The sequence below is a fragment of the Polaromonas sp. genome (genome assembly GCF_012927485.1).
Lineage (GTDB): Bacteria > Pseudomonadota > Gammaproteobacteria > Burkholderiales > Burkholderiaceae_C > Polaromonas.
The window spans coordinates 1-24,557 of sequence record NZ_JABBPC010000023.1 but is presented as its reverse complement, the minus strand read 5'-3'; the positions used below and the strand labels follow the sequence as shown (position 1 = coordinate 24,557).

The 24,557-nt window shown below is 58.1% G+C and carries 21 protein-coding genes and 1 other RNA gene; 13 read left to right on the top strand and 9 right to left on the bottom strand.

Translation table 11 applies throughout. The features are described 5' to 3' along the window. Positions 1 to 138: 138 nt before the first annotated feature. On the bottom strand, positions 139 to 1,434 hold the full coding sequence (locus HHJ16_RS09295) for an MFS transporter (RefSeq protein WP_293642344.1): 1,296 nt from the start codon (positions 1,432 to 1,434) through the stop codon (positions 139 to 141). A 429-nt stretch (positions 1,435 to 1,863) separates the two neighbouring features. Beyond that, an RNA gene (ffs, locus tag HHJ16_RS09290) (signal recognition particle sRNA small type) lies at positions 1,864 to 1,960 on the bottom strand. 102 nt (positions 1,961 to 2,062) lie between these two features. On the opposite strand from ffs, the gene dnaX reads away from it, so the two are divergent. The 8 genes from dnaX (at position 2,063) to HHJ16_RS09250 (ending at position 8,599) form a co-directional block, all read left to right on the top strand. Continuing rightward, on the top strand, positions 2,063 to 3,787 hold the full coding sequence (gene dnaX, locus HHJ16_RS09285; RefSeq protein WP_293642342.1) for a DNA polymerase III subunit gamma/tau: 1,725 nt from the start codon (positions 2,063 to 2,065) through the stop codon (positions 3,785 to 3,787). Between the two features lie 75 nt (positions 3,788 to 3,862). Then, a complete protein-coding gene (locus HHJ16_RS09280; protein WP_293642340.1) occupies positions 3,863 to 4,195 on the top strand; it encodes a YbaB/EbfC family nucleoid-associated protein in 333 nt (110 codons plus the stop codon). 30 nt (positions 4,196 to 4,225) lie between these two features. Beyond that, entirely contained in the window at positions 4,226 to 4,852 is a 627-nt protein-coding gene (gene recR / locus HHJ16_RS09275) for a recombination mediator RecR (RefSeq protein ID WP_293642338.1), read from the top strand. A 98-nt stretch (positions 4,853 to 4,950) separates the two neighbouring features. Then, positions 4,951 to 5,364 (top strand): MAPEG family protein, encoded by a 414-nt coding sequence (locus tag HHJ16_RS09270; protein ID WP_293642336.1) that lies wholly within the window; start codon positions 4,951 to 4,953, stop codon positions 5,362 to 5,364. 148 nt (positions 5,365 to 5,512) lie between these two features. Then, positions 5,513 to 6,562, top strand: coding sequence for an ABC transporter substrate-binding protein (locus tag HHJ16_RS09265; RefSeq protein WP_293642334.1), 1,050 nt, complete (start codon positions 5,513 to 5,515; stop codon positions 6,560 to 6,562). A gap of 2 nt (positions 6,563 to 6,564) precedes the next feature. After that, positions 6,565 to 7,404 carry an ABC transporter ATP-binding protein gene (locus tag HHJ16_RS09260; RefSeq protein WP_293642333.1) on the top strand — a complete coding sequence of 280 codons (840 nt, stop codon included), beginning with the start codon at positions 6,565 to 6,567 and terminating at the stop codon, positions 7,402 to 7,404. Between the two features lies 1 nt (position 7,405). Continuing rightward, a complete protein-coding gene (locus HHJ16_RS09255) occupies positions 7,406 to 8,245 on the top strand; it encodes an ABC transporter permease (protein WP_293642332.1) in 840 nt (279 codons plus the stop codon). A gap of 201 nt (positions 8,246 to 8,446) precedes the next feature. Then, positions 8,447 to 8,599 carry a DUF3096 domain-containing protein gene (locus HHJ16_RS09250; RefSeq protein WP_293642331.1) on the top strand — a complete coding sequence of 51 codons (153 nt, stop codon included), beginning with the start codon at positions 8,447 to 8,449 and terminating at the stop codon, positions 8,597 to 8,599. A 20-nt stretch (positions 8,600 to 8,619) separates the two neighbouring features. Here HHJ16_RS09250 and HHJ16_RS09245 read toward each other — a convergent pair whose 3' ends face one another. Further along, the gene (locus HHJ16_RS09245) at positions 8,620 to 10,155 is read right to left on the bottom strand and encodes a transglycosylase SLT domain-containing protein (RefSeq protein WP_293642330.1); all 1,536 of its coding nucleotides are present in this window, start codon (positions 10,153 to 10,155) and stop codon (positions 8,620 to 8,622) included. Further along, complete coding sequence (gene gloB, locus HHJ16_RS09240; protein WP_293642329.1) at positions 10,152 to 10,934, bottom strand: hydroxyacylglutathione hydrolase; 783 nt, start codon at positions 10,932 to 10,934, stop codon at positions 10,152 to 10,154. Before gloB ends, HHJ16_RS09245 begins: the two co-directional genes overlap by 4 nt. A 12-nt stretch (positions 10,935 to 10,946) precedes the next feature. Here gloB and HHJ16_RS09235 point away from each other — a divergent pair, with 12 nt between their 5' ends. The 5 genes from HHJ16_RS09235 (at position 10,947) to HHJ16_RS09215 (ending at position 18,249) form a co-directional block, all read left to right on the top strand. Continuing rightward, positions 10,947 to 11,792, top strand: coding sequence for a methyltransferase domain-containing protein (locus HHJ16_RS09235; RefSeq protein WP_293642328.1), 846 nt, complete (start codon positions 10,947 to 10,949; stop codon positions 11,790 to 11,792). 35 nt (positions 11,793 to 11,827) lie between these two features. Further along, positions 11,828 to 12,304 carry a ribonuclease HI gene (gene rnhA, locus HHJ16_RS09230; protein WP_293642327.1) on the top strand — a complete coding sequence of 159 codons (477 nt, stop codon included), beginning with the start codon at positions 11,828 to 11,830 and terminating at the stop codon, positions 12,302 to 12,304. Positions 12,305 to 12,487: 183 nt separating this feature from the next. After that, positions 12,488 to 13,798 carry an efflux RND transporter periplasmic adaptor subunit gene (locus HHJ16_RS09225; RefSeq protein WP_293642326.1) on the top strand — a complete coding sequence of 437 codons (1,311 nt, stop codon included), beginning with the start codon at positions 12,488 to 12,490 and terminating at the stop codon, positions 13,796 to 13,798. A 43-nt stretch (positions 13,799 to 13,841) separates the two neighbouring features. Further along, positions 13,842 to 17,006: an efflux RND transporter permease subunit gene (locus HHJ16_RS09220; protein ID WP_293642325.1), complete on the top strand. Its 3,165-nt coding sequence runs from the start codon at positions 13,842 to 13,844 to the stop codon at positions 17,004 to 17,006. 28 nt (positions 17,007 to 17,034) lie between these two features. Next, complete coding sequence (locus HHJ16_RS09215; RefSeq protein ID WP_293642324.1) at positions 17,035 to 18,249, top strand: hypothetical protein; 1,215 nt, start codon at positions 17,035 to 17,037, stop codon at positions 18,247 to 18,249. A gap of 71 nt (positions 18,250 to 18,320) precedes the next feature. Here the strand turns inward: HHJ16_RS09215 and glp are convergent, their stop codons facing one another. The 5 genes from glp to HHJ16_RS09190 all read right to left on the bottom strand — a co-directional run bounded on the left by glp (position 18,321) and on the right by HHJ16_RS09190 (position 24,363). Then, positions 18,321 to 19,676, bottom strand: coding sequence for a gephyrin-like molybdotransferase Glp (gene glp, locus HHJ16_RS09210; RefSeq protein ID WP_293642323.1), 1,356 nt, complete (start codon positions 19,674 to 19,676; stop codon positions 18,321 to 18,323). Then, entirely contained in the window at positions 19,673 to 20,320 is a 648-nt protein-coding gene (gene mobA / locus HHJ16_RS09205) for a molybdenum cofactor guanylyltransferase MobA (RefSeq protein WP_293642322.1), read from the bottom strand. Before mobA ends, glp begins: the two co-directional genes overlap by 4 nt. A 1-nt stretch (position 20,321) precedes the next feature. Continuing rightward, positions 20,322 to 21,452, bottom strand: a complete 1,131-nt coding sequence (moaA, locus tag HHJ16_RS09200) for a GTP 3',8-cyclase MoaA (protein WP_293642321.1) — start codon at positions 21,450 to 21,452, stop codon at positions 20,322 to 20,324. Between the two features lie 130 nt (positions 21,453 to 21,582). Next, positions 21,583 to 22,002, bottom strand: coding sequence for a BLUF domain-containing protein (locus HHJ16_RS09195; RefSeq protein ID WP_293642320.1), 420 nt, complete (start codon positions 22,000 to 22,002; stop codon positions 21,583 to 21,585). 123 nt (positions 22,003 to 22,125) lie between these two features. Next, complete coding sequence (locus HHJ16_RS09190; RefSeq protein ID WP_293642319.1) at positions 22,126 to 24,363, bottom strand: sodium-translocating pyrophosphatase; 2,238 nt, start codon at positions 24,361 to 24,363, stop codon at positions 22,126 to 22,128. Between the last annotated feature and the right edge of the window lie 194 nt (positions 24,364 to 24,557).

The following is a 24,557-nucleotide window of genomic DNA, read 5'->3' as shown; positions in this document are numbered from 1 at the left end:
GGCAAGTATGCCCCGCGAAACTGCGGAGGTAGTGCAGAGCACTGCGTCAAATAAGAGGTTGCAGCGGGCCTGCTGGCGATGCTGATGCGCGCCAGCGGACTAAATGGGAAAAAAGCTCACTCGGGATCGGTGTCCGGGTCAGCGATTTACCGACTTGGCCGGAATGCTCAACGTCAATAATGCACCCAGAACCAAGGACCCAGCAAGCAGATACATGCCGGCGTCGGTGCTATGCGTCCTGTCTTTAATCAGCCCAATCAGATAGGGACTTACAAAGCCCGCCAGATTGCCCAAAGAATTAATCAGCGCAATTCCCGCCGCGGCCGCAGTGCCGCGCAGATAGGCCGTTGGGAGACTCCAAAACAACGGTAATGACGTCATGATCCCGAAGGTTCCCAAGCTCAGCGCCGCCATGGCCAACAGCGTATTGCTCGCAAACACGGCACTGAATATCAGACCGACAGCGCCCAGACTTGCCGGAATCGCGACGTGCCACCGCCGCTCTCTTTGCCGGTCAGAACTGCGGCTAACCAACACCATGCCAACCACCGCAATCGCATAAGGCACCGCCGAGAGCAGTCCAATGTTGAATGTGCCGATGATGCCCATTGACTTGATGATGGTCGGCAACCAAAAGCCAATACCGTACAAACCCATCACAAAACAAAAGTAGATAAGCGCAAAAAGCCAAATTCGAGCATTGGCAAACACTTGGCGTAACGAGTGATCCTCTTTATGTTCACTGTCGATTTTGATGCGCTTCTGCATCAAAATTTTCTCGTTCTCGGTCAGCCAGGGCGCTTGTACGATACCGTCGCTAAGGTAGGTGATTACCAGCAAGCCCATGACCAACGCAGGGATCGCCTCAATCAGGAACAGCCACTGCCAGGCGGCGTAGCCTAGGGTGCCTGCCATGTTTTGGAGTATCCAACCAGACAATGGGCCACCGATGACCCCTGACAAGGGCACAGCGGTCATGAACAGCGCCGTGATCTTGCCGCGCCTTTCAGAGGGATACCAGTAGGTCAAATACAGGATGATGCCGGGGAAAAATCCCGCTTCAGCTAAACCGAGCAGGAAACGCATGACGTAAAAGGTCCACTCGGAAGTCACGAACATCATCGCGCCAGAGATGACCCCCCAACTGATCATGATTCGGGCAATCCAGAGTCGAGCACCCACTTTCTGCAGAATGATGTTGCTGGGTACCTCGAACAAGAAATACCCGATAAAGAATATGCCGGCTCCAAAGCCGTAAACCGATTCGCTGAATTTCAAATCAGACAGCATCTGCAGCTTCGCAAAGCCGACATTCACGCGATCAAGGTACGCCACGATGTAGCAGAGAAAAAGAAAGGGGACCAGGCGCCAGGTGACTTTGGCATAGACCGCCGTTTCTGCAGCGGATTCTTTAGACTGAAAGTCAGTAGTCATAACTTGAAATCTTTGATTGCGTTGAGTTGGGTAACGCTATCACACAGCGAGAAGCCGGTACATTGGCGTTATCCATGGTTTTTCAGGACCTTGCCGATTAGGCTCTGGGACAGGCGTTAGCCCCGTCCGCACACACCAAGGCTAATCGGTTCCCGCCTTCGAAGGACGCCGTTTGCGATCCTTGACGTCAAGTGCTGTGATTGCTACAACGCCTTGTCGACCAATATGAGTCTTTGTGAACAGCTGGGGTAGGCGGTGATTGAGTAAAGCGCCGCACCTCTGTTGATTTTTCGACAAAGTCAACGCGATTTTGACTTTTCGGTCGGTGAGGTGCTACCGCAATGGTGCGTTGAACCAACACACACACCAATAAATCGCGAAAACGGACTGGACGAAAACCTACGCCAGCTTACGCTTTGCTTGAAATAAGGTGACGGACCTTGACCCCGGCACTGGCTCCGCAGTTAGGGCTGCTTGGTTCCCCATCTGACCCGGTTGGCCGCCTCACCATGCGGGAAGGCCCGTCACTCACAATTATAAAGGAGTTGTTCGTAACCTGGGCATCGGCAGCACCCGGTTGAAGCATCCGACATCAGGAACAGGTCTCCAGCCAATCTAGAATGACCGGATGTCTTATCTAGTTCTTGCCCGCAAATACCGCCCCCGAAATTTCTCTGAAATGGTGGGGCAGTCGCATGTGGTGCAAGCACTTGTCAACGCGCTCACTACCCAACGCTTGCACCATGCCTACCTTTTTACCGGTACCCGGGGCGTTGGCAAGACGACCGTATCGCGCATTTTGGCCAAGTCCCTTAATTGCACGGGCGTTGGCGGACAGGGCGACATTACGGCTGAGCCTTGCGGTGTTTGCCAGGCCTGCAGGGATATTGATAGCGGCCGCTTTGTGGACTACACCGAGTTGGATGCCGCGTCCAATCGCGGTGTGGATGAAATTGCGCAGTTACTTGAACAAGCGGTTTACAAGCCGGTGGTGGGTCGCTTCAAGGTCTTCATGATTGATGAGGTCCACATGCTCACGAACACGGCGTTCAACGCCATGCTCAAGACCTTGGAAGAGCCGCCCGAATACCTCAAATTCGTACTCGCCACGACCGACCCGCAGAAAGTTCCTGCCACGGTGCTGTCGCGGTGCTTGCAGTTCAACCTGCGGCCAATGGCGCCCGAGACGGTGCTTCAGCATCTGGCCCAGGTGTTGAACACCGAAAACGTACCCGCTGATCCGCAGGCCTTGCGCCTGCTTGCCCGCGCAGCGCGCGGTTCCATGCGCGATGCCCTGTCTCTGACGGATCAGGCGATTGCATTTGGTTCGGGCCGGTTGGATGAGGCGAGCGTGCGCACCATGCTGGGCAGCGTAGACCGCAGCTATGTGTTCCGCCTGCTGGACGCGTTGGCGCGTGGCGATGGCCGGACGGTTGTAGAGACTTCTGAGATTCTGCGACTCAATGGGTTGAGCGCCGCCTCAACGCTGGAAGAGATGACGACCGTGTTGCAGCGGATGGCGGTGCTGCAGGCGGTGCCAGAGATGGCTAGCGGTGACGATAACGCTGACCCCGAGATCGCCGAGACGGCCCGGCTGGCCCATATCCTGCCTGCCGATGAAACCCAACTTCTTTATAGCCTGTGCCTGCATGGCCGCGGCGAGCTGGGTCTCGCGCCCGACGAGTACGCCGCTTTAACGATGGTGCTGCTGCGCCTGCTGGCATTCAAGCCTTCGGGAGCGCTTGCGCCCACGGCGCTGGCGCCAGCTGCACAGATCGCTACCGGTGGGAGCGCCGCTGTGTCAGGAAAAAAGCCACTGGCTGAATTGGCGGTCCGGAGCCAGGTCGAAAGTGCCAGGGCCAGCGCACCTGCGGCTGCACCGGCAATCGAGCGAGTTCCCGAAGCGCTGCAGGGCGCCCCGGCGGAGGTCGTGACTGCGACTGACCCTTTAGAAAGTTCGCGGCTCGGCGACGCATGGAGCCAGATCGTGAACCAACTTGCGGCCGCCGAAGCGATTGCTGCACTCACGCGCGAACTGGCGTTGCAGTCCGAACTATGCAGCCAGGAGGGTGGTGTGTGGTCCTTGCGCGTTGAGCGCGAGTCATTGAGTCAGCCCGCAGCCCGCGAAAGGTTGCAGACTGCGCTGCAACTTGCGTTGGGAGACCCCTTGATCAAACTGTCGGTGGAAGTGGGGCAAGTGACGGATTCCCCAGCACGGCGAAACGGCATAGCGCTTACCGAAAAACAGCGAGCCGCTGAAGCGCTTATCCACACCGATCCCTTGGTGGTGGACATGATTCGCGATTGGGGCGCCAAAATCGTTCCGGGTAGCATAAAGAGCGTGTCTTCCTAGCGCGCTATGTTCACTCGGCAGTCGGGCCGATATGATCTACAGCAGTTTTTAAAATCGAAATTTAAAGGAATCATCATGTTTAATAAAGGACAACTCGCCGGCCTTATGAAGCAGGCGCAGTCGATGCAGGACAACCTGAAAAAAGCGCAGGAAGAGTTGGCTTTTGTGGAAGTGACTGCGGAAGCGGGTGCGGGCCTCGTCAAGGTCACAATGACCTGCAAGCATGACGTCAAACGCATCGAAATCGACCCCAGCCTATTGGCGGATGACAAAGACATGCTTGAAGACCTCGTGGCGGCGGCTTTCAATGCCGCCGTTCGCAAGGCTGAAGAAGTTAGCCAGGAAAAAATGGGCAAACTGACTGCGGGCATGCCTGCATTGCCGGGCGGCATGAAATTTCCCTTCTAATGTCTTTGGGTCGACCTGGCAATAAATCCTGTGGCTGATTCCAATGCACTAGAAGGCCTGACGCAGGCGTTGCGCAAGCTGCCGGGCGTGGGGGTAAAGTCGGCGGCACGCATGGCTTTTCATTTGCTGCAGCACGACAAGCCCGGCGCATTGCAAATTGCGCGCGCCCTCGAACACGCCGTCAACAGCGTCGGGCACTGCACCTTGTGCAACACGCTAACTGAGCAGGCTATTTGCGTTACTTGTCTAAACCTGCAACGCGACCGCAGCAAGCTGTGCGTGGTTGAAACACCCGCCGACCAAGCGGCGCTGGAGCGCACTCTGGCTTATAGGGGGCTGTACTTCGTATTGATGGGCAAGCTCAGCCCGCTCGACGGCGTGGGTCCCAACGAGATTGGTCTTCAAAAGCTGTTTGATCGGGTGCTGCCGAAGGATGAGCGCGGCGCACTGCTGCCGACAACTGCGCGCGAAGTGCAGGAAGTGATTCTGGCGACCAATTTCACCGCCGAAGGCGAGGCCACGGCCCATGTGATCGCGCAGGCCCTGAAGAGCCGCGGTGTACAGGTGACGCGCCTGGCGCGCGGCGTGCCTGTGGGCAGTGAACTCGAATATGTGGATTTGGGTACCATTGCCCACGCGTTGGTCGATCGACGGTGAGTAGCCTGATACGGCGACAGCATTAAAAGCGTGCGACCAGTTACTTTGAGGGCGGGCTGTTGGTCGCTGAAAAAAAATAGATCTAGGAGGATTTCATCATGACGTTTGCACATTTCACCGTTGCCTACTGGTGCGTTCTGATCGCCGCTTTGTTACCGATTGTTTGTGCCGGGATCGCCAAGTCCGGCATGATGAGCACCTCTCCACGCGAAGGCGGCTACGACAACAACAACCCGCGGAGCTGGCTAGCGCGGCAGACCGACTGGCGCGCCAGAGCCAACGCAGCCCAGGCAAACACCTTTGAGGCGCTGCCTTTTTTCTTTGCCGCCGTCATCATTGCACACCTGCTACAGGCGGACCAGACTAGGCTGGATATCCTGGCTTTGATGTTTATCGTGCTGCGCATTGCGTACATCATGATGTACGTTGCAGACTGGGCCAAAGCCCGATCATTACTTTGGACGCTGGCGCTGCTGGTCAATATCGGCATTCTCTTTTCGGGCTATCGCTAGCGCTGCGTTGAGACGCTGGTGGCTAACGGAGTAACTGCCCGTAACAGCACCCCACCATTGAGTAAAAACCCGCGCGGGATGACCCGGATGCGGTTTTTTTGACGCCCCTATAAGCTCATGCTATCGAAAAAAACAGAGAGTACTCTGCATGAACTCCCACCCCTTTATATCGCGTCGATTATTTGCTAGCGGTATCGCGCTGACTGCAGCGACGCTAACGCTGCCAGCACTGCGTGCGCAGTCAAGGCTTGAAAAAACCAAAATCGCACTCTCGGTCGGTGGGAAGGCTTCTTTCTATTACCTGCCGCTAACGATTTCCGAACAGCTTGGATACTTCAAGGCGGAAGGCCTGGACGTTGAAATAAGCGACTTTGCCGGTGGTGCGCGGGCCTTGCAAGCGGTGGTCGGAGGGTCGGCGGATGTCTGTTCAGGGGCTTTTGAACACACGATTAATCTGCAGTCCAAAAACCAGATATTCCAAGCTTTTGTATTGCAGGGCAGGGCACCGCAGATTGCGTTTGGCGTTTCAACCAAGACCATGCCTAACTACAAATCGATTGCCGACCTGAGGGGTAAGCGGATTGGGGTGTCAGCCCCTGGCTCATCCACCAATATGATGGCCAACCTGGTGTTGTCGCGTGGCGGTTTGAAAAGTACCGACGTGAGCTTCATCGGTGTCGGGACGGCAGCGGGCGCGCTCACTGCGTTGCGTTCGGGTCAGATTGACGCCTTGAGCAATATCGATCCGGTTATGACCATGCTTGAGCAAAAGAGCGAGGTCAAAATCATCAGCGACACGCGTACCCTGAAGGGCACGATAGAAGTTTTTGGCGGACCGATGCCGGCGGCTTGCCTGTATGCACCAGCGGAGTTCATTCAGAAGAATCCCAACACTTGCCAGGCGCTGGCCAATGCCATTGTTCATGGCCTCAAGTGGATGCAGACTGCCGGTCCGGGGGACATTATCAAGGCGGTGCCAGAAAGCTACCTGCTGGGCGATCGCGCGCTGTACCTTGCTTCGTTCAACAAAGTGCACGAGTCGATGTCGCTTGACGGAATCATCCCCGACGATGGCGTTCGCACGGCCGTGAAAGCTCTCGCCAGCTTTGATCCGAGCATCAAAGTCGACAAGATTGATATGGCTAAAACCTACACCAACGAGTTCGCACGCCTCGCGAAAGAGCGATTCAAGGCGTGAGCGTGCCAGCTTCTCTTACCGCTAGGCACAACGGTTATGCGCTTGAGTTGCTCGATATCACCTGCACTTTCCGGTCGCGGGACGACCCTGGTCACCGCTATACAGCCGTCAGCAACACGACGCTGCGCATTAACGCGGGTGAGTTTGTGTCGGTGGTCGGCCCAACGGGTTGCGGTAAGTCCACACTGCTTAATATCGGCGCGGGTCTGCTTGAGCCTTCTTCCGGCGAGGTGAGGGTGTTTGGCGAGCCACTGCACGGCATCAATAGGCGGGCAGGCTACATGTTTCAAAGTGAAGCGTTGATGCCGTGGCGCAGTGCTATCGGCAACGTCATGATGGGTTTGCAATACCGTGGCGTTTCCGAAAGTGCGGCCCACGCCCAGGCACAGGCCTGGCTGGAGCGTGTCGGGCTCGGTGAATTCGGTGCCCGCTACCCTCATCAGCTCTCGGGCGGCATGCGCAAGCGGGCGGCGCTGGCGCAGGTCTTGGCACTCGACCCCGACTTAATCCTGATGGATGAGCCTTTCAGCGCGCTGGACATCCAAACGCGCCAGCTTATGGAAAATGAAGTGCTGGACTTGTGGGCCGACAAAAAGAAAGCGGTGCTCTTCATTACGCACGATCTGGACGAAGCAATTGCCATGAGTGACCGCGTGGTGGTGCTCTCCGCCGGCCCAGGCACGCAGGTCATCGGCGAATTTACCGTTGACCTGCCGCGTCCGCGTGATGTTGCCGAAATCCGAAACGAGCCGCGCTTTGTGAAGCTCCATACGCAGATATGGAATGTCCTGCGCGATGAAGTGCTTAAGGGCTATGCACAGCAACTGGCGAAGGGCGCGTAGCATGGCGCACTTTCCCAAACCCTCCGGAAATAATTTGCGCGTTTGGCAGGCGGGATTGTTGGTGGCCATACTGGTGGGTTGGCACCTGGCTTCGCGGGACCAGAAAGTTGCCTTTTTTATGGGCGAGCCAATCCAGGTGTTCGGCCGCGTCTGGAGCTGGTTCATGCCCTTCGGTTTTGGCGAGAGCCGCCTCTTTCCGGAGGGGCTGCCGGGCAATGCCGATATTTACCTTCACCTGGGCACCACCTTGCTGGAAACCGTGCTGGCCTTCGGGATTGGCACGCTGCTTGGATTGGGTGTCGGCCTGTGGCTGGCATTGGCGAGCACAGCGAGTGCCATCCTTGACCCCTACATCAAAGCCGCTAATGCCATGCCCAGAGTGATTCTGGCCCCAATCTTTTCGCTCTGGTTGGGCTTGGGCATTTGGAGCAAAGTGGCGCTGGCTGTCACGCTGGTCTTTTTCATTGCGTTTTTTAATGTCTACCAGGGGGTCAAGGAAGTCAGCCCGGTGGTACTGGCTAACGCCCGCATGCTGGGAGCCAACCAGCGGCAACTCCTGCGTACCGTCTACCTGCCTAGCGCGACCAGCTGGGTGTTCTCCAGCTTGCACACGTCCGTGGGCTTGGCGTTTGTGGGGGCGGTAGTGGGTGAATATCTTGGCTCGGCGCGCGGGGTGGGCTATCTCATCTTGCAGGCTGAGGGCACCTTCGATGTGAATACAGTGTTTGCCGGCATCGTGGTTCTCACTGCTTTTGCTTTGGTGCTCGACGGCATTGTGGGCAAGCTTGAAAAACGACTGATGAAGTGGCAGCCGCATTCAGGCGAGACTGAAAAGCTCTAGGGGGACCCCTGCTTAGCCGGTTGCCGGTTGCGTATTCACGACCCCGCAGCATTGGCTGGTCCGTCGATCTTCACAACTCTTCCTGTCGTCCTACAGTGCTGTCGCGTTCAACTGCTAAAGTCGGCAGACTGCCCACTGCAAGAAAACTTCGGTACCGGAGGGAGACTGAGGTGAGGCGGTTATTAAAACAAAGGAAACACCATGAATCTTTCACACAGCATCGCGCCTATTGTCTCCCTTATTGCCGGTATTCTTATCCTGCTGGTTCCTCGCCTTCTGAATTACATCGTGGCAATCTACCTGATCGTGATCGGCTTGATTGGCCTGTTTGGAACGGGCTCAATTCGCCTGTAAACCAAACGGCTGCAGAGGGGTCATCGGTGCTTCTTGGATTTCACAATCGCTCGTGTGGTGCTGCGTTTCACCGCCTTGACCTTGCTGTGACTTGCAGAATAAGCGACCCGCTTGACCGGAAGAAATACCACCACTTGATGACCCAGTTTGAAAGCTGCAGAGGTGCCGACATTGTTCCATTCAGCGACGCTGGAAGTGCTTAAACCGTAGCGTTTCGCGATGCTGGGAACCGATTCGCCCTTGCGAGCCTTGACGGTGGTACGCCGTGTGACGATTTCGGGTGCCAGTAAAACTTGGGCGTTGTCAGCGACATGGCCGGTCACATCGTTTTCCACGTTGGCCGAGCGTGGCACCAGCAGGGTAGAACCTGCTTTTATCAGCATGCGCGGCGGAATGTTGTTCACGCTGCGCAGGTCGGCTTCACTCATGCCGGTGAGCCGTGCCGCTTCCGCCGGATTCATGGTACCCGGGGCGGTCCAGGCGGTCCAGCTGGCATATTGCCCCTGACTGTAAGCATCAAAGTTGCGTTGAAATACCGTTGCGGTATCCCAGGGCAGCAGAATTTGCGGCGTCCCGGCGGCAATGATGACGGGGCGACGGGCCGACGGATTGAGTGCTCGGAAGTCTTCAATCTTGACGCCCGCTAACCGCGCTGCCAGGGCCACATCAATGTCGCGCGTGATCAGCACCTGCTGGAAGTAAGGGTGGTTTTCAATCAACGGCAGTTCGGTGCTAAAGGCTTGCGGGTTCGCGACAATGTTTTTCACCGCCTGCAGTTTTGGCACATAAAGCCGGGTTTCCGCGGGCATGTCCAGGTCGTTGTAACCCGTACCCAAGCCGGCTTTAAGGTTCTTTGCGATGGCGCGGCTGACGCTGCCTTCGCCCCAGTTGTAGGCTGCCAATGCGAGGTGCCAGTCACCGAACATCCCGTAAAGTTTTTGTAGATAGTCCAGCGCCGCGCGGGTGGACGCCAGTACATCGCGGCGGTCATCGCGGAAAGCGTTTTGCTTCAAGTCGAAGTATTTGCCGGTAGCCGGCATGAATTGCCACATACCAGCCGCCTTGGCACTGGAAACGGCTTGCGGGTTGAAGGCGCTTTCGATAAAGGGAAGCAGCGCCAGTTCCGTGGGCATCTGGCGGCGCTCAAGCTCCTCAACAATGTGAAATAAATACTTGCTGGAGCGCTCGGTCATCCGCAAGGTGTAGTCCGGCCGACTTGCATACCACTGCTCGCGCTCAGTGACCAATTCGTTTTGCAGGTCGGGCATGGCAAAGCCGCGGCGAATGCGGTCCCATAATTCTTTCGGCGCTTCGGCCGATGTAATCTGGTACGAGCCGATCTTGCCCGGCGTAATGGTTCGCAGCGGAGCACTTGAAATTATCGGCTTAAGGCCCGAGTTCGATCCGGTCGTGAGTACGGGATCACCCGGCATGCCCGGCTGGGTGGCGCACCCTGCCAGCACCCCCATCGCGACAGCGAGTGCCGGCAAAGCAAGACGAGAGTTGACGAGGGTGAATGACCTGAAGGCAGCAGCGAGTCGGTGATGAGGCGTCATTTAAATTGATTTTTCCACTGCCTGACGGCGGCAAATACGGTGTTGTCGTCATGGACCGAAGGATCAAAGCGGCGGGCAGCTGCCGCGACCGAGGGCTGTCGGGTCCGTAGAAATGGGTTAATAAGCAGCTCCTGCGCTATTGACGTCGGCAAGGTCGGCCGGCCTTCCTCACGCAAGTGGACGCAGCGGGCCTGGTAGGCCGCCAAGTCGGCGTTGCCGGGCTCTACGGCCAGTGCAAAACGCAGGTTGCTCAGCGTGTATTCATGAGCGCAACAAACGACCGTATCGCCGGGTAGGGCGGCCAGCTTGTCAAGCGAGCTCAGCATTTGCGTCGGGGTGCCTTCGAACAGGCGACCGCAGCCGCCTGAAAAAAGTGTATCACCGCAAAATAACAGCGGCTTGATGCTCCCGTCGAAGTTGCAAAAAGGGGTGTAAAAAGCGATGTGTCCCGCGGTGTGGCCAGGTACTTCCAGGATATGGAAATCCAGCCCCAAGGTGTGCACCGTGTCACCGTCGTGGAGGGGGGTGAAAGGCTGCGGGATTTGCTCGGTGGCTGGGCCGTAAACTTTGGCGCCACACGCTTTGCGCAGGGCCTCTACCCCGCCCGTGTGGTCCTGATGGTGGTGCGTGACTAAAATCGAATCCAGCTGCAACGCATGCTGCTCGAGTGCCTGCAGTACCGGCGCGGCATCACCGGGGTCGACGACGAGGGCGCGCTTGCCATCATGCAACAACCAGAGGTAGTTGTCGGCAAAAGCAGAAATGGGAATTAAATACATGCAGTGGTCTCGATGAACTCTGAAATTATAGATTTGACAGACTGGCTGAAGACCCCGCCAGGGGCTTATTTACTCGGTTGGGAAGGCACGCAGTTTGACCAGGCCGTAAGTGATATTTTCGGATACTACGCCTTGCAGCTTGGTCTGCCCGAACTGGATGCCCTGCAAGCCAACCGAATGCCACATAAGTGGTTGGCGCTGACATCCACGCCGTCCGAGTCGATGGTTTCTCCCTCGCAAAAATCGATTATCCATGGGACCGCCCCTAAGGTTGTAAGTTCCCGGCGTGCCGCCTTGCTCACCGATTCCGGGGCGCTGCCTTATCCCGAAAGCAGTCTCGATTTGGTGGTGCTGCCGCATACGCTGGAGCTTGGCGGTGATCCGCATGCTACCTTGCGGGAGGTCGCGCGCGTACTGGTTCCCGAAGGGCGTGTGGTCATTAGCGGGCTCAACCCGGCAAGTCTGTGGGGATTGCGCCAGCGACGTGGTCATTTTTACCAGCGCTTGGGATACGACAAGCTTTTCCTACCCAAGACCGGCGAGTTCATTGGCTATTGGCGCCTGCGCGACTGGTTGAGGCTGCTTAACTTTGAGGTAGAGTCAGGGCGCTTCGGCTGCTATCGTCCCGCGCTAAGCCGGCAGAAATGGCTCGATCGTTTCAACTGGATGGATTCCGCTGGAGCACGCTGGTGGCCGATTTTTGGAGCCGTCTACTTTCTGGTGGCGGTCAAGCGCGTTCACGGTGTCCATCTGCTGGAACCTGCCTGGAAGACGCGCCCGGTCCCAACCGCCGCACCAACCGCAGTGGCCAACAAAGCGCTGGCAAGCCCGGCAGCGCCTCACCTTGATCTTTTTTAGCCCTTCGGCGATCTCTCTGAAATTTAAAACAACGCATGACCGACTTAAAGCAAAGCACAACACAACAACACGTGGTGATTCACACCGATGGTGCTTGCAAGGGCAATCCTGGACCTGGCGGCTGGGGCGCGCTGCTGGCCACGGGGGACACCGAGAAAGAACTGTTTGGCGGTGAGTTGGGTACCACCAACAACCGCATGGAAATGACGGCCGTCATAGAGGCACTGGCGGCGCTCAAACGGCCGTGCAGCGTCACGCTGTACCTGGACAGCCAGTACGTTCGCAAGGGGATCACGGAGTGGATCCAGGGCTGGAAAGCCCGCGGTTGGCGCACGGCGTCCAAGGCGCCGGTCAAAAACGTCGATTTGTGGCAGCGGCTGGACGCGCTTGTGATCTCAAGCGGACACCGTATCGACTGGCGCTGGGTCAAGGGCCACAACGGCGATCCGGGCAACGAACGCGCCGATGGCCTGGCTAACAAAGGGGTGGAACGCGCATTGGGCCGACTCTGAAGGGGTCGAAAAACGCGCTCGTTGTGGGTCTTTTTTGGGGCCGGCTGGTAAGGCGGGGTAAAGCCGATGTAAAGGTGATTCAGGACGCCTTCAGTCGACTCTGAAACGCTATGCGCCTCCGGACGGCCTGCTAAAGTGGACGACTGACTCGTTATTAAAAAGTTACTTCTTTCTCCTTCCTTCATGGCATCAAAAGCAATTTACATCCTGGTCGCTGTTGTGAGCATTACAGCCGCTTCGGGCGCTGCATGGTGGTATCAGAAACCCAAGGTCAATGCCTCCGCTGCGCAGGCAGCATCGGCGGCCATACCAGCGCAGGGGCTGGGCATGAAGAGCTCAAACGGCCAAGCGCCAACGGTGGAGGTTGGCCGGGTCGAAGTGGTCCGTCTTTCAGACGACACCCAAGCGGTGGGGAGTCTGCGTTCTCGCCGAGGCGTCGTGCTGCGCCCCGAAGTTAGCGGGCGCATTACCCAGCTTAATTTCACAGACGGCCAGCCCGTGCGCAAAGGGCAGGTGCTGGTGCAGTTTGATGATCAGCTACCGTTGGCACAAGTGCAGCAAAGTCAAGCTGAACTGTCGATTGCCTTGGCCAACCAGAAACGCAATCAGGAGCTGGTGGCGCAAAACTTCATCAGCCGGCGCTCCCTCGATGAAAGTGCCGCCAATCTGCAGGTGGCGCAGGCCAAGCTGTCGCTGTCCAAGGCGACCGCTGCGCGTCTGAAAATCGTCGCGCCGTTCGACGGCATCGTGGGTATTCGGCAGGTGAATGTGGGTGACTACCTGAAAGACGGTGCCGACATTGTCAATATCGAAGACATCAAAGCGATTTTTGTAGATTTCAGGTTGCCGGAGCGTTACCAAACCAAGGTCAGGCGCGGGCAGATTGCCGAACTCGACATGGACGCGCTACCCGGTCGTCACTACAGCGCGAAAATTCAAGCGATAGACCCGCTGATCGATGCCAATGGGCGCTCCGTTGGTGTACGGGCTTGTATTGACAACCGCGAGTTGCAATTGCGACCCGGTATGTTTGCACGGGTTAACGTCGTCTTCGGCGTACGCGATAACGCACGAGTGATTCCTGAAGAAGCCATCGTGCCGCAAGGCGACAAGCAGTTTGTCGTCAAGCTGCTGAGTGGGCAGAACGAGCAGACCAAAACAACCCAGCGCGTTGCCGTCCAAGTCGGACTGCGTAGTCTCGGCAAGGTGGAAATTGTCGAAGGCTTGGAGCCGGGTGATACCGTGGTGACAACCGGCCAACAGCGGGCACAGCGAGACGGCACAGTGGTTAAGGTGGTGGATTTGGGGAGCCCCCGGGCGGCTCTTGCTGCGCCTCTGGTTGGCCGCTCGCTTGCCAAGGCGGCAGCGGTTCCGACGGCGTTGGTGGGAGCAAACCCTTGTGACGTTCCGACCTCTGATTCGCCATTGGCCAAGGCCACTACCCGTAATCCCCAGGTTGCGCCCCATAAGCCGGCATCGCGCGATCCAGCCTGAGCAAGAACCTGTCTGACGCAAGTGATTGACGCAACGACCCCTTATGCAACTCGCTGAAGTCTCCATCCGCCGTCCGGTGTTTGCCACGGTGCTGTCGCTGCTCATCGTGCTTATCGGGGCGGTGAGTTTTAACCGTCTCTCGGTGCGTGAATACCCCAAGATTGACGAACCGGTGGTGACCGTCAGCGTCCGGTATGCCGGGGCCTCTGCCGAGGTGATCGAGTCGCAGGTCACCAAGCCGCTCGAAGACTCTATTGCGGGCATTGATGCGGTCGATGTGATTACCTCGATCAGCCGCGCGGAGCAGGCACAGATCAGTGTGCGCTTCCGGCTGGAAAAAGACGCCGACTCCGCCGCGGCTGAAGTGCGCGACCGGACGTCACGTGTTCGCAACAAGCTGCCCCAAGCGATTGACGAGCCGGTGATCGCCAAGGTCGAGGCGGATGCGTTTCCTGTCATTCAGCTCGCATTCTCCAGCGAATCGATGACACCGCTTCAAATCAACGACCTGGTGACCCGCATCGTGAAGCCCCGACTTCAGACCGTGACCGGCGTGGCCGATGTCCGCATTTTTGGGGAACGCAAGTACGCCATGCGGGTTTGGCTGGATACCGACAAACTTGCGTCGTATCGGCTGACCTCGCAGGATGTTGAAGACGCGATTCGGCGCAGCAACCTGGAACTGCCGGCTGGCCGCATTGAATCAAAGCAGCGTGAATTCAGCGTTACGTCGCAGACCGATTTGCTCGAACCGGTTCAGTTCGGCAACATCGTTATCAAGAACATCAACGGATTTTCAATCAAGCTTCGCGATGTGGCTCGGGTCGAAGAGGGGCCGGCTGACGAACGCACGGCGGTCAGGCTGAACGGTCGCCCTGCGGTTGGCGTCGGCGTGATTCGCCAGGCCACGGCCAACCCGCTGGATTTGTCGACCGGCGTGCGGGCAGTCATTCCCAAACTGAGAGCGGACCTGCCGCCGGGCCTGCTGATTGATATTGCCAACGACAACTCGGTATTCATTGACCGCTCGATCAAAAATGTTTACACCACCATCGTGGAAGCGATCGGCCTGGTCGCCTTGGTGATTTTTGTATTTTTGCGCACCCTGCGTGCCTCTATCATTCCCATCATCACTATTCCCGTGAGCCTTGTCGGCACGTTTGCCCTGATGGCACTCGCCGGTTTCAGCATCAACACACTCACGCTGCTGGCGCTCGTGCTGGCGATCGGTCTGGTGGTGGATGACGCCATCGTGATGCTGGAAAACATCTTCAGACACATTGAAGAGGGCATGGATCCTTTTTCTGCAGGTATCAAGGGCGCCCGCGAAATCGGCTTCGCGGTGGTCACCATGACGGCCACACTGGTCGCTGTGTATGCGCCGCTGGCCTTCACGCCGGGGCGCACGGGGCGTCTGTTTGTCGAGTTTGCGCTGGCGCTGGCGGGCGCCGTAGTGGTATCGGGATTTGTGGCCTTGACGCTGACCCCGATGATGTGCACGCAACTGCTTCGGCACAACCCCAAACCCAACCGCTTTGACCGCTCCATGGAGCGGCTGCTGACGTCCATGGCCGACCGCTACGGTGCCGCCTTGCGCTGGGTCGTCACAACGCGTTACCAGCCGCCAGCTGGAGGGCGAAGCGTCAGCCAGCGCGTAAAAGGAGCTTTCCTTCAGGCGCGCTGGATCGTCATTGGCGTCATGCTCTTCAGTGCGCTGGCGATTGCGCTAATTTTTCCCACCATGAAGCAGGAGCTTTCGCCGATCGAAGACCGTGGCGTGATTTTGGCCAACGTCAATGCACCAGACGGCGCCACGCTGGACTACACCAATCGCTATGCGCAGGCACTGGAGAAAATCGGCCAGCCGTACAAGGAGTTCGATCGTATTTTCGCCAACGTGGGCAATCCGACGGTGGCGCAGGCCACGGTGGTGTACCGAACCGTTGACTGGGACGACCGCAAACGTTCCACGCTGGAGATTGCGCGTGAGTTGCAACCCAAGTTCAACGCGCTGCCCGGGGTGACGGCCTTTCCGATCACGCCGCCTTCGTTGGGCCAGGGCTTTCGCGAGCGACCGCTTAATTTTGTGATCCAGACTTCGGACAGTTACCAGAACCTCAATACCGCCGTGAACCAGATGCTGGAAGAAATTGCCAAAAATCCCGGCATTGTGTCGCCGGATGTGGACCTGCGACTGAATAAACCCGAGTTGCGCATTGAGGTTGAGCGCGACAAGGCCGCCGATCTCGGCGTCAGTGTTGAAGCGGTCGCCAGGGCGGTTGAAACCCTGCTCGGTGGCAGCAATGTGACCCGCTACAAGCGTGACGCCGAGCAATACGACGTGATCGTGCAAACCGAGCCAAGCGGACGTACCACGCCCGAGGATATCGACCGCATTTACGTGCGGGGCCGGAACGACGCCGTGATCCCGCTGTCCGCGCTGGTCAAAGTGCATGAAAGTGTGTCGCCGCGTGAACTCAATCACTTCGGGCAGCGCCGCTCGGTGTCGATTACAGCCAGCCTGGCCGGAGACTATTCACTAGGTGAAGCGCTCACGTTCGTGAATCAGACGGCAGCCAAGGTACTGAAGCCCGGTTACAGCACCGACCTGAACGGCACGTCACGCGAGTTCAAGAACTCGCAGGGTGCATTGGCCATTGTCTTTGTGCTGGCGCTGCTGTTTATTTTCCTCGTGCTGGCCGCGCAATTCGAAAGTTTTATCGACCCATTGGTGATCATGCTGTCAGTGCCGCTGTCGATGATCGGGGCGCTGCTGGCACTCAAATGGAGCGGAGGTTCACTGAACGTCTACTCACAGATCGGGCTAATCACGCTGTTGGGCCTGATTACCAAACACGGCATTCTGATCGTGGAGTTCACCAACCAGTTGCGCGCACAAGGCATGGAAATGATTGATGCACTGGTGAAAGCGTCGTCCCAGCGCCTGCGTCCCATCATGATGACGACGGGTGCAATGGTGCTGGGCGCGTTGCCGTTGGCGCTGGCGCATGGCGCCGGTGCTGAAAGCCGCACCCAGATCGGCTGGGTCATTGTGGGCGGCATGTCTTTGGGAACATTGCTGACCGTGTTCGTAGTGCCCACCATGTACACCCTGTTTGCCCGCAAGGCCATACCGGGCGCCAACAAGGCTGTCGCCAAAGATCAGCCGGGTCAGCCGCAAGAGCATTCGGAGTATGGGGCCCAGTAACCGGTATCCTGGCCTCAGTTCGATTCGAATGGGCGCCGCTGCACTTTCCCTGATGCTGACTTTTCTGGGCGTTGTTTGCGAGGCTTCGACACCGCCTCAAGCGGCACCGAGCACCGAAGCCTACGGCGTGCAGTTCTCATGTTTGCCGTCTCAACTGGACCATGTGAGCCAGGACATGTCGCGCTACCTTCAACAGCTCGGTATGCCGGCGGACCTGATTCAGGAAACCTTCGACAGAGCGCAAGGGACCGTCACCTATTCTTTGTTGGGATCAAAAGAGGGCACCAGCACCTTGTCGTTAGGGCTTCGGCCGGAGCTGTCGATCCAGGACGAGGTCGTTCTTTTGCCTGCGAAAAACCATAAGATGCGCCGAGTCACGACGGTTTCCAAAAAGGAAGTTCTTTTGGCGCTGCTGCATCCCGGCCGCCTTACGAAGTTCAAGGGAAAGGCCTGTGAGGTGAAGGCGCTGATTGATCATGTCGGTGTTCGCCAGAACACCGTGCTCTGGACGGAACTGCTGGAGTGGGGGTGGCCTGAAGGAGGTCCTGCCGAGTGGAATGTCCGCTACTGGCGCAGCGGAACGCCCACGCCTGACGTGCCTTTGCATGAAGCTCTGAACGACATGTTTTTTCAGCAGGGGAAGTACAAAATGGGCTGCTATGCCGCTAGCAAGGTGGTGTTTGCCCAGGGCACCCTGGACTACTACCGTCGGGTGAAGCGCGACCCGGCCACCGCACGCACCGTGGAGCGGAGATTGTTGTCGGACAAGGAACCGCTGGTCGACCTTGAGCCTCGCCGAATGTGGAACTTTGAAACTGATTTCGACCCGCTTGAGCTTCAGCGACCAGGCAAGGTTCTGCGCCTGATCGACAGCGTCGCTGCGAAGAACTTTGTTCCTGGAGACTGGGCTTATTTCCTGAATACGGATCTCCGTACCAACCAGAAAACGGGTTATGAGGGCTCCAATGCCGTCTATTTGGGGCGTAATCGCTTTGACGATTATTACAACGACAACCGGCACTATTACACCTACCAGGAAAAGCTTAACGAGGTGTATCAATGGCGGAATGATGTCTTCAGCCGAAGGCGCGACTTCGCAAAAATGCAGCCTCTGACCGCGCAGGATTATGAGCGTTTGAGTGCGACACCAGAGGACGGAGGCTTGGTGATGGGCTTTCGCGTGGCGCCTTATCTATTCGGTTACGAGGACCTTCCCGACCTGACGGCCCAACCCACTGACTAGCGCGCAGCGCGTTTTTCGGAAAATCGAACTGTGTCGTCCGGAGGAAGCCTTCCCGTGCTTTTTTTTCGGGCTTATAGAGCGCCGTCAAACATCAGCACGTCCACTTCTTCGCCCTCAGCCACGTTTCCCTGGGCGTGGTGTAGCACCATCAGGCCGTTGGCTTCGACCATAGAGCGCAGTACGCCCGAACCTTGGTTGCCAGTGGTTTTGACTTGCAAGGAGCCGTCGGCTGCGGTGGATACCCAGCCGCGCTGGTATTCCGTGCGGCCCGGCTTCTTGCGGATAGCCTCAGCGCTTCGCGCTTTGAGAAGCGGCGCAGGCACGCCGCTGGCCCCCATCATTTGCAGCAACGCAGGTCGCACAAAAGCCAGAAAAGTTACCATCACCGCGACCGGATTACCAGGCAAGCCAAACAGAATGGCGCCATTCGGATTGCTATGATTATTGGTGCTAATCGAAGGCGCATGATCTGCGCTATCGATTGATTTTGGAGGCAGCATTCGTCCTACAGCCATGGGGCGGCCTGGCCGCATGGCAATTCGCCAAAACGCGACATCGCCAAGTTTTTTCATCATGCCCTTGGTGAAGTCCGCTTCGCCCACGCTGACGCCGCCCGAGGTGATGATGGCATCCGCCTGCATGGCCGCGCTGGTAAACGCGGCCTCCAGCAGGATCGGGTCGTCTCGCACTACCCCCATATCGATCATCTGACAGCCCATGCGGCTCAGCATCCCGAAGATGGTGTAGCGGTTGCTGTCATAGACAGCGCCTTCCCGCGGCGCTTCACCCAGCGACAGTATTTCGTCGCCGGTTGAGAAGTAGGCCACCCGCAGCGGGCGCCATGTGTTCAGTGTTTTCTGGCCTAGGGAGGCCGCCAGCCCGAGGCGCGCGGGCGTTATCAGTGCCCCCTTTTGTAGCGCCGGTTTGCCCTTCGTGAGGTCTTCGCCGCGCAGTCGGCGGTTGTCCCCGACGCCCAGCAGGCCGGGCGGGATGCTGATGTGGCTGGCATCACCAACCTGATTGAGCTTTACGAACTCCTGCGGGACCACCGTATCCAGCCCCTGCGGCAGCATGGCACCCGTCATGATCTTGACGCACTGGTTCGCCTTGACCGGCCCGTCGCCGCCGTGCCAAGCTTTTCCCGCCAGAGCCGTACCCACCACGTGTAACTCCAGCGCCGGGTTTGTCGCCAATTGGAAGCCGTTAAACGCATAACCGTCCATGGCCGAGTTGTCATGCGGGGGCACATCCACCGGAGAAATCAAGTCTTCTGCCAATACGCGGCCCAGGGATTCAAACAAGGGCAGCTCGACGACGCCTTCGACCGGCGAAACCAGTTGATGTAAAAAGGCCAATACCTGGTCGGCAGACATGGCCTGCGGGTCGTAGCCCTGCAGCTCGGCAGCAATCTGGCTCAGTGTTTTCACGGCAGGCGCGATTCCAGTTGATGCAGCTCAGCCAAGGTGTTGGCGTTGAAAAAACCCCGGACGTCGTCGTCAGGCCGCTCAAATGGCACGATGACCGTTTTGTGGAGCGCGGTCCAGGCGTCAATCTTGCGGCCTCCGCTCTGTGTAAAACGGAGCAAACTTTCGAGCATACTCGTCCCCATTAAACAAAAGACCGGCTGTGGCCTCAGTTGCCCGTCTTCTTCCAGCGCAGCGGCTACGGCAAAGTCGGCTTCTTCTCGCTCAAACGCTGCTGCCATGCGCGCCACCAGGTCGTGCGGAAACAGCGGAGTGTCGCAAGGCACCGTGAGAAGGTAAGGGGTTTCGCAGCGTTCCAGGGCCGTGATGAATCCGGCCAGCGGCCCGGCATAGTCGCCCAGGCCGGTGCTGTCGGGCCAGACCGGAACGCCAAACGACTCGTAAGCCGCCAAATTGCGATTGGCATTGATCATGATGTCGCCCACCTGGGGCGACAGCCGCATCAGCGTGTGCAAAGCTAGCGGGACGCCATTAAATGTTTGCAAACCCTTGTCGACACCGCCCATGCGCGAGCCGCGCCCACCGGCCAGAATGACGCCAGTGATGGATTCGACATGCAATGGCGCCGGGATATCAACAGTTACCAAATCAACCTCCGATGTAGCTCATTTCGACCCGCCGCGCGCCGTCGACAATCCCGGCATCTGCGGGCAGCGCAGCGCGCAGTTCCGAATAGCGGTCTCCTCGCGCCTGCCAGATGAGGCCCACTGCGGCAGCGATCTGGTCATCGGCATAGTCGCCGCGCAACAGCGCCCTGAAATCATGTCCCTGGTTGGCAAACAGGCACAAAAAAAGCTTGCCTTCAGTCGACAGCCGCGCCCGGTTGCAGTCGCTACAGAATGCCTGCGTTACGCTGCTGATTACCCCGATCTCACCGGCACCGTCGGCATAACGCCAGCGCTCAGCGGTTTCTCCGGCATAGTTTGGATCAACGACCGTGAGGGGAAACTCTGCGTTAAGGCGTTCGACCACCTGCGCGGACGGCAGCACCTCGTCCATGCGCCAGCCGTTGCTGGCGCCCACGTCCATGTATTCAATAAAGCGCAGTACGGCACCGGAATGGCGGAAATGCCGCGCCATCGGCAGAATCTCGGTGTCGTTGGTGCCGCGTTTGACCACCATATTGATCTTGACCGGCGCCAGGCCGACGTTTTGTGCGACTTCAATGCCCTTGAGCACCTCCGCGACCGGAAAGTCCACATCGTTCATACGGCGGAAGATCGCGTCATCCAGGCCGTCAAGGCTCACGGTCACGCGCTGCAGCCCGGCATCCTTGAGCGACTGTGCCTTCTTGGCGAGCAGGGAGGCATTGGTGGTCAGCGTGATATCCAGTGGCCGGCCTTCGGGGGTCTGCAGTTTAGCCAACATCTCAATCAGCACCTCCAAATTCTTGCGCAGTAAAGGCTCGCCGCCCGTCAGCCTGATTTTTTCGACCCCGTGTGCTACAAAAATACGCGCGAGCCGAGTAATTTCCTCAAAACTCAGCAGCGAACTGTGTGGCAAAAAAGCGTAGTCCTTGTCGAATACGTCGCGCGGCATGCAATAGTTGCAGCGGAAGTTGCAGCGGTCCGTCACGCTGATGCGCAAGTCGCGCAGCGGTCGCCCTCGGGTATCGCTCAGCAAACCGGTGGGCGCTGACAGCCGGGCAGGAACAGGCGGTATGCGGCTTGCGTAACGCATATCTGCCAACGGAATAACTTTGCGTGGTTTGTCTGTCATCGTGAATAGGACGTAGTTGAGAATTTACTCCATTGGCCTTCTGAGGTCACGTTCACGCTGCCTTAGCCCCAAAAAAAACGGGTTGTCGCGCTGTACAGCGGTTCATTACTGCGCCGGTCGTCTCTCCGCTTCAACTCAGCCAGCGCACGCTTTGTATCACCTCATCGAAGAACGCACGCAGTGTCGGCACGCTCATGAGATAGGGGTCGAAGTGAGCCGTGTTCGAGTATTTCAGGAACAGTTGGCGGTTATCTGGGACAGCAGAAATTAAACCCATGTTCCACGCACCAAAGCGCCGGCAGGAAATTTCACCGAAATCGAGTATTGCGGGGTCCGTATGCCTGGAATCGCGCAGAAGGCGGTGGTAAACCTGGTTGACGGCCTGGCGATCGCCTTCCAACTGCTGCAAGAAGATGCCGTTCGCCAGGCACAGCGCCCCAGTGACTCCCAAGATACCGTTGTTGCGCTGCGAACTCTGCAAAATGTCTTTGATATCTGCTGGGCCGATGTTTGGCGAAGTGCGGCTGGCATAAGTTAATTGAATGAGCATGTGGTTCCAGTGAAGGCGGGGAAAACCCCTGAAAAGTTATTCTGGAGCCGGCGCGAGCGATAAGCCGCGCTGGGCTCCTGCTGTTTTGCAGCGTTCAGAGGGCCGCAGCCCTCGGCTGACACTTTACCTTGCGGGGGCTGATCCAGCCGCCTCAGACGACGGTGTTGTGATCCCCGCTGCGTCTGAGGCCTGCGTCGGAACGGGTGCCGGCATGGCAGGGGCCATCGGCGTGAAAGCCGGCGCGCTGATGCCAGTCGGCGCCCCAATAGGTGCAACAGGTGCTGCCTGCGCCAAGCCACCGTGAAATTTCATCATTAACGGCACGATCAGCAGCGCGACGATATTGATGATTTTGATGAGCGGATTGATGGCCGGGCCTGCGGTGTCTTTATAGGGGTCGCCCACGGTGTCGCCGGTCACGGCCGCTTTGTGCGCCTCGGAACCTTTGCCGCCGTGATGGCCGTCTTCGATGTACTTTTTGGCGTTGTCCCAGGCACCGCCGCCGGTACACATCGAAATCGCCACAAAGAGCCCCGTCACGATGGTGCCCATCAGCATCCCGCCCAGCGCCTTGGGACCCAGCAGCAAGCCGACCAGGATCGGCACCACCACGGGCAGCAGTGAAGGAATAATCATTTCCTTGATGGCAGCGGTGGTCAGCATGTCGACTGCGCGGCCGTACTCGGGCTTCGCGGTACCTTCCATGATGCCCTTGATCTCCTTGAACTGGCGGCGCACTTCAACCACTACCGCGCCAGCAGCGCGGCCAACGGCTTCCATGGCCATGGCACCAAACAGGTAAGGGATCAGGCCGCCGATAAAGAGGCCTACGATCACCATCGGGTCGCTCAGATCAAAGCTGATCGCGTGGCCGTAGCTCTCCAGCTTGTGGGTGTAGTCGGCAAACAGCACCAGGGCCGCCAGGCCGGCTGAGCCGATTGCGTAGCCCTTGGTTACCGCCTTGGTGGTGTTGCCAACGGCGTCCAGGGGATCGGTCACGGCACGCACTTCGGGCGGCATATCGGCCATTTCGGCAATGCCGCCAGCGTTATCGGTGATCGGGCCGTACGCGTCCAGCGCCACCACAATACCGGCCATGCTCAACATGGCAGTTGCGGCAATCGCAATGCCAAACAGGCCGGCCAGGTTGTACGACACCAGAATGGCAATACACACAAACACCACTGGCCAGGCGGTGGAACGCATGGATACCCCCAGGCCTGCAATGATGTTGGTGCCGTGGCCGGTGGTCGAAGCCTGCGCAATATGCTTCACGGGCGCGTATTGCGTGCCGGTGTAGTACTCGGTCACCCAGACCAGTGCGGCGGTCAGCACGAGACCTACGGCACAGGCACCAAACAGTCTCATCTGGCTGCCGACTGCAGTGATAGCGTTGTCAGGCATTAGCCACATCGTGACGAAATAGAAGGCAATCAGCGACAGGACGCCTGCAATCGCCAGACCTTTGTACAAGGCCGGCATTACGTTCTTCATGCCCGGCGATGCCTTCACGAAGAAGCACCCAATGATCGAGGCGACGATGGAGACTGCCCCCAAAGCGAGTGGATACATCACCGCGTTGAGGGGGGCGGAAGCGACCAGCAGCGCGCCCAGCACCATGGTGGCAATCAGCGTTACCGCGTACGTTTCAAACAGGTCGGCGGCCATCCCCGCGCAGTCGCCCACGTTGTCGCCGACGTTATCGGCAATCACAGCCGGGTTGCGCGGATCATCTTCGGGAATGCCCGCTTCAACCTTGCCTACCAGGTCGGCACCCACATCGGCGCCCTTGGTAAAAATGCCACCGCCCAGACGGGCGAAGATGGAGATCAGCGATGAGCCAAACGCAAAACCAATCAGCGGGTTTAGCAGTTCAGCCAGCTTGCTGGTAGGTGTGTAGTTGCCATTGCCGACCAAAAACCAGTAAAAACCGGTCACGCCCAAGAGTCCCAAGCCGACCACCAGCATCCCGGTGATGGCGCCGCCACGAAATGCAACGTCAAGCGCGGGGCCGATGCCGCGCGTAGCGGCCTGTGCGGTGCGCACATTGGCACGCACTGAGACGTTCATGCCGATAAAGCCGCACGCGCCTGACAGCACGGCACCCACCACAAAGCCGATGGCTGTTTTACCATCCAGAAAGAAGCCGATCAGGATGGCGAGAATGATGCCTACGGTGGCGATGGTTTTGTACTGCCGCGCCAGATAAGCGGCGGCGCCGGTCTGGATGGCGGCTGCAATTTCCTGCATGCGCGCGTTGCCGGCATCCTGGGAAAGAATCCAGCTGCGTGCCCAAATGCCATAACCGACAGCTATAAGTCCGCAGATTAGCGCAAGAATAAGCGCTGAGTTGCCTATCATAAAGATCTCCTACGTTGTTTTTCGCTTGGAGGGGGCGCCACGCTAGCGATGCCCCCGCTGCGTTGCTTCCTCGTTGCTCGCTGAGAGACGATTGGCCAACCGCTGGACTTTAATGCCAAAACATGACAAGTTCACGACCTGCGAGGACAAGATCAGTAAAATGAGGCTAAATAATCAGTTTTCAGCGCCTATTG

Coding starts and splice junctions, on each gene's coding strand:
- moaA (WP_293642321.1), bottom strand. CDS start 21,452: ATGACAGACAAACCACGCAAAGTTATTCCGTTGGCAGATATGCGTTAC.
- HHJ16_RS09295 (WP_293642344.1), bottom strand. CDS start 1,434: ATGACTACTGACTTTCAGTCTAAAGAATCCGCTGCAGAAACGGCGGTC.
- rnhA (WP_293642327.1), top strand. CDS start 11,828: ATGACCGACTTAAAGCAAAGCACAACACAACAACACGTGGTGATTCAC.
- HHJ16_RS09235 (WP_293642328.1), top strand. CDS start 10,947: ATGAACTCTGAAATTATAGATTTGACAGACTGGCTGAAGACCCCGCCA.
- dnaX (WP_293642342.1), top strand. CDS start 2,063: ATGTCTTATCTAGTTCTTGCCCGCAAATACCGCCCCCGAAATTTCTCT.
- HHJ16_RS09265 (WP_293642334.1), top strand. CDS start 5,513: ATGAACTCCCACCCCTTTATATCGCGTCGATTATTTGCTAGCGGTATC.
- gloB (WP_293642329.1), bottom strand. CDS start 10,934: ATGTATTTAATTCCCATTTCTGCTTTTGCCGACAACTACCTCTGGTTG.
- HHJ16_RS09195 (WP_293642320.1), bottom strand. CDS start 22,002: ATGCTCATTCAATTAACTTATGCCAGCCGCACTTCGCCAAACATCGGC.
- HHJ16_RS09215 (WP_293642324.1), top strand. CDS start 17,035: ATGGGCGCCGCTGCACTTTCCCTGATGCTGACTTTTCTGGGCGTTGTT.
- HHJ16_RS09190 (WP_293642319.1), bottom strand. CDS start 24,363: ATGATAGGCAACTCAGCGCTTATTCTTGCGCTAATCTGCGGACTTATA.
- HHJ16_RS09255 (WP_293642332.1), top strand. CDS start 7,406: ATGGCGCACTTTCCCAAACCCTCCGGAAATAATTTGCGCGTTTGGCAG.
- HHJ16_RS09220 (WP_293642325.1), top strand. CDS start 13,842: ATGCAACTCGCTGAAGTCTCCATCCGCCGTCCGGTGTTTGCCACGGTG.
- HHJ16_RS09280 (WP_293642340.1), top strand. CDS start 3,863: ATGTTTAATAAAGGACAACTCGCCGGCCTTATGAAGCAGGCGCAGTCG.
- HHJ16_RS09270 (WP_293642336.1), top strand. CDS start 4,951: ATGACGTTTGCACATTTCACCGTTGCCTACTGGTGCGTTCTGATCGCC.
- HHJ16_RS09250 (WP_293642331.1), top strand. CDS start 8,447: ATGAATCTTTCACACAGCATCGCGCCTATTGTCTCCCTTATTGCCGGT.
- HHJ16_RS09225 (WP_293642326.1), top strand. CDS start 12,488: ATGGCATCAAAAGCAATTTACATCCTGGTCGCTGTTGTGAGCATTACA.
- HHJ16_RS09245 (WP_293642330.1), bottom strand. CDS start 10,155: ATGACGCCTCATCACCGACTCGCTGCTGCCTTCAGGTCATTCACCCTC.